The organism is Mesorhizobium sp. M2A.F.Ca.ET.039.01.1.1, assembly GCF_003998035.1.
GTDB lineage: Bacteria > Pseudomonadota > Alphaproteobacteria > Rhizobiales > Rhizobiaceae > Mesorhizobium.
On sequence record NZ_RZRY01000249.1, the window covers coordinates 1 to 8,416 of the forward strand.

8 protein-coding genes and 2 pseudogenes are annotated in these 8,416 nt (G+C 62.6%); 3 read left to right on the forward strand and 7 right to left on the reverse strand.

Features of this window, described 5'->3' with window-relative positions; translation table 11 throughout:
• The 6 genes and pseudogenes from EOA24_RS19140 to EOA24_RS43140 all read right to left on the reverse strand — a co-directional run.
• Nucleotides 1-903, reverse strand: a pseudogene (locus EOA24_RS19140) (AAA family ATPase); the annotation flags it as partial.
• A gap of 24 nt (nt 904-927) precedes the next feature.
• Nucleotides 928-2,076 (reverse strand): hypothetical protein, encoded by a 1,149-nt coding sequence (locus tag EOA24_RS19145; RefSeq protein ID WP_126081617.1) that lies wholly within the window; start codon nt 2,074-2,076, stop codon nt 928-930.
• A 136-nt stretch (nt 2,077-2,212) separates the two neighbouring features.
• A complete protein-coding gene (locus EOA24_RS19150) occupies nt 2,213-3,301 on the reverse strand; it encodes a hypothetical protein (protein WP_042640276.1) in 1,089 nt (362 codons plus the stop codon).
• 286 nt (nt 3,302-3,587) lie between these two features.
• Nucleotides 3,588-3,977 carry a cytochrome c family protein gene (locus tag EOA24_RS19155; RefSeq protein ID WP_126081618.1) on the reverse strand — a complete coding sequence of 130 codons (390 nt, stop codon included), beginning with the start codon at nt 3,975-3,977 and terminating at the stop codon, nt 3,588-3,590.
• Between the two features lie 87 nt (nt 3,978-4,064).
• Nucleotides 4,065-4,217: a hypothetical protein gene (locus EOA24_RS43135; protein WP_245491109.1), complete on the reverse strand. Its 153-nt coding sequence runs from the start codon at nt 4,215-4,217 to the stop codon at nt 4,065-4,067.
• A 164-nt stretch (nt 4,218-4,381) separates the two neighbouring features.
• Nucleotides 4,382-4,918: pseudogene (locus tag EOA24_RS43140) on the reverse strand (LysR family transcriptional regulator); the annotation flags it as partial.
• Between the two features lie 96 nt (nt 4,919-5,014).
• On the opposite strand from EOA24_RS43140, the gene EOA24_RS19165 reads away from it, so the two are divergent.
• Complete coding sequence (locus EOA24_RS19165) at nt 5,015-5,914, forward strand: DMT family transporter (protein WP_245466969.1); 900 nt, start codon at nt 5,015-5,017, stop codon at nt 5,912-5,914.
• A gap of 3 nt (nt 5,915-5,917) precedes the next feature.
• Here the strand turns inward: EOA24_RS19165 and EOA24_RS19170 are convergent, their stop codons facing one another.
• Nucleotides 5,918-6,529, reverse strand: coding sequence for a thymidine kinase (locus EOA24_RS19170; RefSeq protein WP_126081619.1), 612 nt, complete (start codon nt 6,527-6,529; stop codon nt 5,918-5,920).
• A 248-nt stretch (nt 6,530-6,777) separates the two neighbouring features.
• Here EOA24_RS19170 and EOA24_RS19175 point away from each other — a divergent pair, with 248 nt between their 5' ends.
• Nucleotides 6,778-7,713, forward strand: a complete 936-nt coding sequence (locus EOA24_RS19175; RefSeq protein WP_042640272.1) for a choline ABC transporter substrate-binding protein — start codon at nt 6,778-6,780, stop codon at nt 7,711-7,713.
• Between the two features lie 123 nt (nt 7,714-7,836).
• Nucleotides 7,837-8,416, forward strand: a 580-nt coding sequence (locus EOA24_RS19180; protein WP_127409978.1) for an ABC transporter permease subunit, incomplete at its 3' end; no start/stop codon positions are given.

Below are 8,416 nucleotides of genomic sequence, written 5' to 3' on the forward strand. Positions count from 1 at the left end.
GGTGAACAGGAAGCCGCCAAGCTCGACGAACGGGTTCAGCTCGCGCTCGAAATCATAGGCCATCAGCATCTTGGCCAGCCTGACCGACTGGAATTTGGCGATGTGGTTGCCGACAACCTCTTCCGGCTTCTTGAAGGTCATCACCAGCGGCTTGGAGCGCTTGCCGGGCGCGACGTCGAAGCCGTCGAGGGTGAAATCGTCGACGTCGATGCGGATATGCGCGTTCTCGAACGGGCCTATGCCGTCGAAGCGGCCTTTGCGCGCCAAGAGCCCGTCGATGGCGACCCGGGCGAAGGCGCGAGCACGCGTCATCAGGTCCGCATCGTCCTTCGAGCCGGCGATCGCCTTGTCGAGGCCGGCCACGATCGATTTCACCGCGTCCTGCGGCGTGTCGAACAGGAAGTCGGGCTCGGCGGTATCGTTCGGCGCCTCGCCGTCGCTGTCGATCAGCTGGAACAGATAGGAGGCAAAGCTGAAAGCGGAGACGTAAGCCGAAGCCGAGAGAAGCTTCTTGAAGGTCGACGCCTCGTCGCCCTCCAGCGGCGCACGGGCATTCTTGGCCTGCAGGCTTTCCAGGTCCGAGCCTTCGGCGAAGACATCCGAAATGGCGAGCGCGATAGCGAGGCCACGGCGGGCGCGGTAGAGCAGCGTGTGCTGCGGGATGCTCATCAACTGGTCGTCGGGATGGATCGCTGCGACCGTCTTGGTGAGCTCGACCTCGCGCGTGCGGCGCACCGAGCCGACCGACACGGTCGAGACGAAGCGGCGGTTGGTGCCGGCGAGCGCGGTGCCGGATTCGCGCGACGGGTCCTCCAGCACCACGATGCGGGTGATGAAACTCTGCGCGACAGTGCGGTGCTTCTCGATTGCGGCTTCCGAGATCGTGGTCAGGCCGGTGTCCATGAAGGATGCTCCGCGGTTTGACGATCATACATCGCTGATGACCTGTCCGTTGGACAGGATGTGGACCTTGTAGCCGGAAAAGATCTTCTGCGCTTCACCCGCGGCATAGAGCGCCTGGTAGGCCTCGTGCGGGATCAGCGCGTGGTTCTCGTAGCTCGAGACGCCCTGGCGCGCGGCTTCGAGATCGTCGGTGTTGATGAAGAATTCCTGCGTCGTCTTCTCGCTGGAGAAAAGACCCCTGCGGCCGGGCTTCTCGCTCTTGGAAAAGACCTCCTGGATTGTCCAGGTGAGCAGCCAGGCATTCTCGGGCTTGCGCACTTTGGAGAGCACCTCGGCCACGGTCGAATTGTTGTCGGTAATGCCGGCCGAGTAGAAGGGTCCGAGCACCACGCGCCGCAGCTGCTTGGGATGCAGCGGCTCGAAATCCTTGTCGAGATTGACGGCGATCGTTGCCGGCGAGAGCGTGTAGGCCGAATTCTTCTCGGTGAAATCGTCGAAGCGGTGCGCAAGCTCGGGATTGAGCAGGCCATCGACGGGAAGCGGAATGTCGACGCGCTCGTTGAGCTTGCCGGTGCTGTCGTCGACAAGCTGGCGCACCATGCTTTCGGAGGAGTCTTCGACCGTCACCATGTAGATCAGCGGCAGGTTGGCGCTGCCGTCGAATGTCGCCCAGTGGACGAGATAATAGGGCCGCATGGTCTTCGGGTTGACCGAGACCTTGGCCGTCTGCGCAAGCGTGAAGGGGCCGAAGGTCGCCTCGCTCTTGACGTCCTCCAGATAGAGCCGCTCGGCCATCGACTTCTGCAGCGCCTCGGGAAACTCCTTGTGGCGCAGGATGAAGTCGGCCATCTCCTCGCGCAGCTCGCCGGCTTGCGGGATGTTGGCCAGGCGGGCGTCGGCCTGCTGGCGGTCGTTTTCCAATTCGAGCAGGTTCTGGAACACGGGGTAGCCGCTGTCGGCGCGCGATATGCGGAAGGTGTCCATGAAGCCCAGCCGGTTGCGCCAGCAGGCAAAGGACTTGTCCAGCCGCGCGATATATTCCGCGACGATCCTGGCGACGATGCCGTGCCGGTAAAGCGGCGAGCGGTCGTCGCGCATGAACACTTCCAGTCCGCCCAGCGCCGCCGTGATGGCGGAAAAATAGCGGGCCGCCGCGTCGTTCTCAGGTGTCATGGGACTGCCGTGGAGACGATATCAGCGGCGCCGCCCAAGCAGATATTCGTAGGGTGCCCCACGAATATCTGCTTGGATGCCTTTGTTTTTCGCAGGTTCTGACCGCAAAACCGTGGGACACTTTTGCGGAACCTGCTTAGGACTGCACGTAGTTGGCGGAATTGTGCTTTTTCATCACATCGTCGAAGCGGCGGGCGAAGGCGTCGTCGGCGAGCTTCTTGCGGCGCTGGATGTCGGCTGAAGCCACCATGTTCTTCTCATGCATCTCGAGCAGGTCGCCGATATGCTTCTGCGAGGCGGCGCCGATGCCGGCCATCGTCTCCTCGGCCGTGTTGTCGACCTGGCTGCCCAGCGTGTTGATCTTGTGGGCGACGTCCTGCTGGGCGGCGGTCTTCAGCGAATCCTCCAGCGCCTTGTACAGCACGATGCGCTGTTCGGTGTCGATGGTCAGCTTGTTGATCAGCGTCGACTGCGCGGCGATCTGGTTGTTGAGCGAATCGACGAAGGTCTGGAACATCGAGGTATAGCGCTCCAGCGTCTGGCTTTCGGCGAGCAGCTCCTGCTCCTTGGCCTGCTTTTCGTTGTACTCGGTCGCCATTTTGGAGCGCTCGCCCTCGAGCTCGGTCCGCTCCTTCTGGGTCGTCGAGGCGGCGATCTTGTTCTCGATGTCGAGCAGCAGGGGGTTCAATTCCTCGATGCGCTTCTGCACGGCCTCGAGGTTGGACATGGTCGTTTTGCGGCGCTCGATCACCTGGGACAGGCTGGTCTCGGAAGTCTTGTAGCGCTGGTCGAGGATCTGTTTCTGCGCCTTCAGGATGCCGACGATGGTATCCGACTTCGCCAAAAGCTCCTGCAGATTGCCGGCCAGCGACATGTTGCGGACGCGGTCGGTGCGCATGCGCTGCTTGCGCTGCTCGGAGAAGACACCGACGAAGTTTTCCCAGCCGGTGTAGCTCTTCATGCTCTCGAACTCGGCGCCGAAAACGTTGGTGGCGTCCTCGAGCCCGATGATCAGGTCGGCGATATTGCCTTCCATGACCTTCTGCTGCTTGAGCACGTCCTCGATGCGGGCGTTCTCGATGTCGAAATTGGCGTCGCCGATCTTCTTGTCGGCCTGGGCAAGCGTGTCGAGCACCGTCCCGGACTGCTCGATCTTGGTGCGCATGTCCTGCACGACCTGCTTGGTCTTGGCAATTTCGGCATCGAAATTCTGCAATGTCGCCATTGGGGCCTCCCGCTTCGGCATCCGTTTCCATGTCGTGGCGGCGAATATATGTGGGGCTTCAAGGGATTGAAAGAAGGAAGACAAGGCGAGACGTCAAAACAAAAGAACTGGTCAGGTCCTTGAAAGACAAGGCAAGCATGTGCATGGCGGCCAGTAATGAGCGACGCCGTCTAACAGCTTCAGCTTTTATGCCTTAAGCTATTGTTTTTACGGACGGCCAAGGCGATGACACAGCGCCGGCAAATCTCGTGCGCCGGCGGTAAGACCAGTTTCTTTCCAATTCCGATCAGGGTTTTGGGTCGGCCTTGAGATAGGCGATCACGTTGGCGATGTCGTCGTCGCTGGTCAGGCCGGCAAAGGCCATTCTGTTGCCGGGAACCTTCTGCCTGGGCGCCTTGAGATATTCGGCGAGGTTGGCTTCGTCCCAGACCAGGCCGGCGGCGCCGGCATCCTTCATGGCTTGCGAATAATGGCCGGCAAAGCTCTCCGCCGAGCCGGCCTTGCGGCCGACGACGCCCAGCAGATGCGGGCCGACCTTGTCGCGGTCGCTTGCCGCCTCATGGCAGGCCATGCAGCGGTTGAAGACCTTCTTGCCCAGCGCTGCATCGCCACCGGCATGCGCGGCAAGGCCGCTGGCAAGCAGGAAAAGCGTGGCGGGCGAAATGGCTCGAAGCATGGCTGACCCCGGAGAGTTCTGGCTGTCGGCCTTATAGGGCGAAGCCTTGATAAAGGCCACACCCGGGCTGCGGGCAGTCTCCGCGGCTCAGGCCTGCTGCGCCAGGTCGCGGCGCAGAAAATCATGCAGACGATCGACTGCCGGCGTCGTCGACAGCGGGTTGCGCAGTATGCCGATCTCGAGGTCCGGCAACGCCGGCAGCCCCTCATTGGCGCCGATGATGCGCAGCGACGGCGGCACGCTTCGTTGGGCAAGGCCGGCGACCGCCAGCCCGGCTTGGACGACCGCGACCAGTCCGAGCAGGGAGGCGCTGGAATAGGTGCAGCGATAGGATCGGTCGGCACCAGTGCCTGCAGCACATTCATCCTTGCCGCGCAGCCAGGTTCGAACAAGGCGACAGGCAGCGGATCGGTCTGCCAGGCGACGTGATTGGGGGAGGCGACCCAGACAAAGCGCTCCAGCCTGATCACCTCGAGCGGCTGATCCGGGAGGCGGGTGACGATCGCCAGGTCGAGCCTTCCCTCCGCTAAGGTCTTCACCAGCGCGGTCGACTGCTCGCAGACGAGTTCGACGGTGACCAGCGGGTGATCCTCGGCAAAGCGTGACAGCACGGGCGGCAGCAGGAAGGAGGCGTAGTCGTCCGGCACGCCGAGGCGCACGCTGCCTGTTTCCTTCGGCCGGGTGACGCTCGCCCATGCCTCGTCGGACAGTTTCAGCAGCCGGCGCGCATAGATGAGGAAATCCTCGCCGGCAGCATTGGGGGTGACCGTTCTAGGGCCCCGCACCAGAAGCTGGTTGCCCACCATGTCCTCCAGCCTTTGCATCTGCATGCTGACCGCCGACTGGCTGCGGCCGACTCGCGGCGCCGCATTGGACAGGCTGCCGCTTTCGACGACGGCAACGAAGGTCTTCAGCAGGTTGAGGTCGAGTGGAGCGGCCATGGCGCTATCAGCATATCGAATAGGTACTTACAAATCTATTCGCTTGATTGAAATCGTTTCGGCTGGCCACATGAGCTTCGATCCGTTGGAGAGCCGATGATGAGGGACATATCGATCGCCCGCTTCCCCGCCGCGAGCCTCGCTCTGGCGATGGTGATTGCCGGCACGGTTGGCGCCTTCGTCACGGAGTCGGGACAACATCCCGTCACCGTCGTCTTCTGGCGATGCGTGTTCGGCGCGCTGTTCCTAGCCGCGTGGTGCCTGTTGCGCGGCTACCTGCCGGACCGGACGCTGTCCCCATCCCGGCTTGCGCTCGCCGCGCTCGGCGGCGTTTGCATGGTGCTGAGCTGGACGGCCTTCTTCGCCGGCTTCAGCATGACATCGATCGCGACGACGACAATCGTCTACCATGTACAGCCATTCTTCGTGGTGCTGATCGGCGTTGTCTTCCTCAAGGAACGCGTCTCGCCCGACCAGATCCTATGGATGCTTGGCGCGTTCCTCGGCGTGGTGCTGGCCAGCGGTCTGGTCGTCACACACGGCCATGCCGACGCCAAATGGGCGTTGGGCATCGCGCTGACGCTGGGCGCTGCCCTGCTTTATGCGGTGGCGACGATCCTTGCCAAGGGCCTCGGACAACAGCGCGCGGAGATCACCGTGCTTTGCCAGACGCTGGTCGGGGTCGTGTTGCTCGCCCCGTTCGCTGACATCGGCCATCCCATCCCGCCTGCGTCGTGGGGCTGGCTGGCCGGGATCGGAGTCCTGCATACCGGCATCGCCTATGTGCTGATGAACTCCGCCTTTCCGCGCCTGACGACGCCGGTCATCGGCATCCTCACTTTCATCTATCCGGTCGTGGCCATCATCATCGACTGGGCCATGTACGGCCACCCGCTCGGACCGGCGCAGGCTGCCGGCATGGCGCTGATTGCCCTGGCAACGCTCGGCGTGCGGCTTGGCTGGCGGTTTCCGATGCGGCGTGTCTCGGCCGCCTAAACCTCAGGGGCTGACAAAACCAATGAAATCGTCGGGAGCAGACCTGCCCATTTCCTCTTCCCAATGGCGGCGGCAGAGCGAGACATAGACGTCCTTGCCGATGGCGACCTGCTGGCCCTGCTTCGCCACCTTGCCGTCGGAGCCGAGCCTGACCACCATCGTGGCCTTGCGGCCGCAGCGGCAGATGGTGCGCACCTCGCGCAGGTCGTCGGCGATGGCGAGCAAAGCGCGCGAGCCGGAGAACAGCTTGCCCTGGAAATCGGTGCGCAGGCCGTAGCACATGACCGGGATGTTCAGCCTATCGGCGATGCGCGCGAGCTGCCAGACCTGCTCCTCCTCGAGGAACTGAGCCTCGTCGACGAATACGCAATGCACGGTCGTATGTTCGTGATGCTCGGCGACCCTGGCGAAGAGATCGTCGCCGTCGCGGAACATCTCGGCCTCGGATTCGAGGCCGATGCGCGACGAGATCAAGCCGCTGTCGCCCTTGCGATAATGTCCGGCGACGAACAGCATCGTCGACATGCCGCGTTCGCGATAGTTGTAGGACGCCTGCAAGAGCATCGTCGTCTTGCCGGCGTTCATCGTCGCGTAGTGGAAGTAAAGCTTGGCCATGCGTCCTTCTAAGCTCACATGTCGGCACCGGGGGAGGGGGGCGGAGGCTCCGTCCACCAAAAACTCCCTGCCGTCTAAAATCCGATGTCGTTCAAAAGCCTGTCATGTCGCGTAAAGGCCAGCGCGCGCCGTTCGTCGTGAGGTTGAAGCGCTTGAAACGGCTTCAAAATGGTGTTTGGCTGACGAAACAAGGCGGGCGCAAGAACCGTGACTTCGCACCGCCTGGTAATTGCAATGGGAGAAAGTTCATGTCGCGTATGAAATCTATCGCCGCGGGCATCGGCCTTGCGGCGCTTCTGACCACGACCGCCGCTTATGCCGGCGATCCGGCGAGCTGCAAGGCCGTTCGCCTTTCCGATGTCGGCTGGACCGACATCCAGGCCACGACGGGGCTGGCCTCGGTGCTGCTCACCGCGCTCGGCTACGAGCCGCAGACGATCCAGCTTTCGGTGCCGGTGACCTATGCGTCGCTGAAGAACAAGGACCTCGACGTCTTCCTCGGCAACTGGATGCCGTCGATGACCAACGACATCAAGGACTATACCGCCGACGGCTCGGTCGAGACGATCAGCACCAACCTGACCGGCGCCGGCTATGGCATCGTCGTGCCGACCTATGTCGCGGATGCCGGCGTCAAGACGCTGACCGATCTCGGCAAGTTCAAGGACAAATTCAACGGCAAGATCTACGGCATCGAGGCCGGCAACGACGGCAACCGCATCATCCTCGATATGATCAAGAACCCGAAGGACAATCTCGAGGGCTTTGAGCTGGTCGAGTCGTCGGAAGCCGGCATGCTGACGCAGGCCGAGCAGTCGATGAAGAACAATGAGTGGATCGCCTTCCTCGGCTGGACGCCGCACCCGGTGATGGGCGCCATGAAGATCACCTATCTCGACGGCATGGGCGACAGCGGCTTCGGCGCCGCCACCGTCTACACCAACGTGCGCAAGGGCTACACCACCGAATGCCCGAACGCCGCCAAGTTCATCGCCAACCTTAAGTTCAATCTCGACATGGAAGGCGAGATGATGGACGCGATCCTGAAGGGCGGCGATGCCCAGACGGTGGCGAAAGACTGGCTGAAGAAGCATCCCGACGCCATTGCGCCGTGGATTGCCGGCGTCACCACCTTTGATGGCGGCGACGCGGCTGCCGCCGTCAAGACCGCGCTCGGGAGCTGAGCCGCTTGGGACCGGCATGATTTCCGGAAAAGGGCAGCCCTTGAAGAGGCTGCCCTTTTTCATATGCCTGGAGACGTGAGAGGGTGACCGCGCGGCAAGCGCGGCGAAGCCGAGAGGGGAAAGATGGATCCGATTTCGAAATTCCTGACCGACTACAGAATCCCCATCGGGCCGTGGGGCAAGGCGTTCTTCGGCTTCCTGACCGACAATTTCGACACCATCTTCCGGGCTTTTTCAAACGGGCTGAATTTCATCCTCGACGGGGCGGTGAGCATCCTGCTGATGGTGCCGCCGGTGCTTCTGGCGCTGGTCATCGCGATCGTCGCCTGGCTTCTGCAGCGTTCGCGGCCGCTCGCTATCGGCGTCTTCCTCGGCCTGATCTTCATCATCAACCAGAACCTGTGGAAACAGACGGTGCAAACGCTGGTGCTGGTCGTTGCCGCCGCCGCCATGGCGATGGCGATCGGCGTGCCGCTCGGCATCTGGGCCGCGCACAAGCCGAAGGTCTACCGCGTCATGCTGCCGGTGCTCGACCTGATGCAGACGCTGCCGACCTTCGTCTACCTGATCCCGGTGCTCACGCTGTTCGGCCTCGGCAACGCGCCCGGTCTCATCGTCACCATCATCTTCGTCATCCCGACGGCAGTCAGGCTCACCCATCTCGGCGTGGTCTCGGTGCCCAAGGCGATCATCGAGGCGGGGG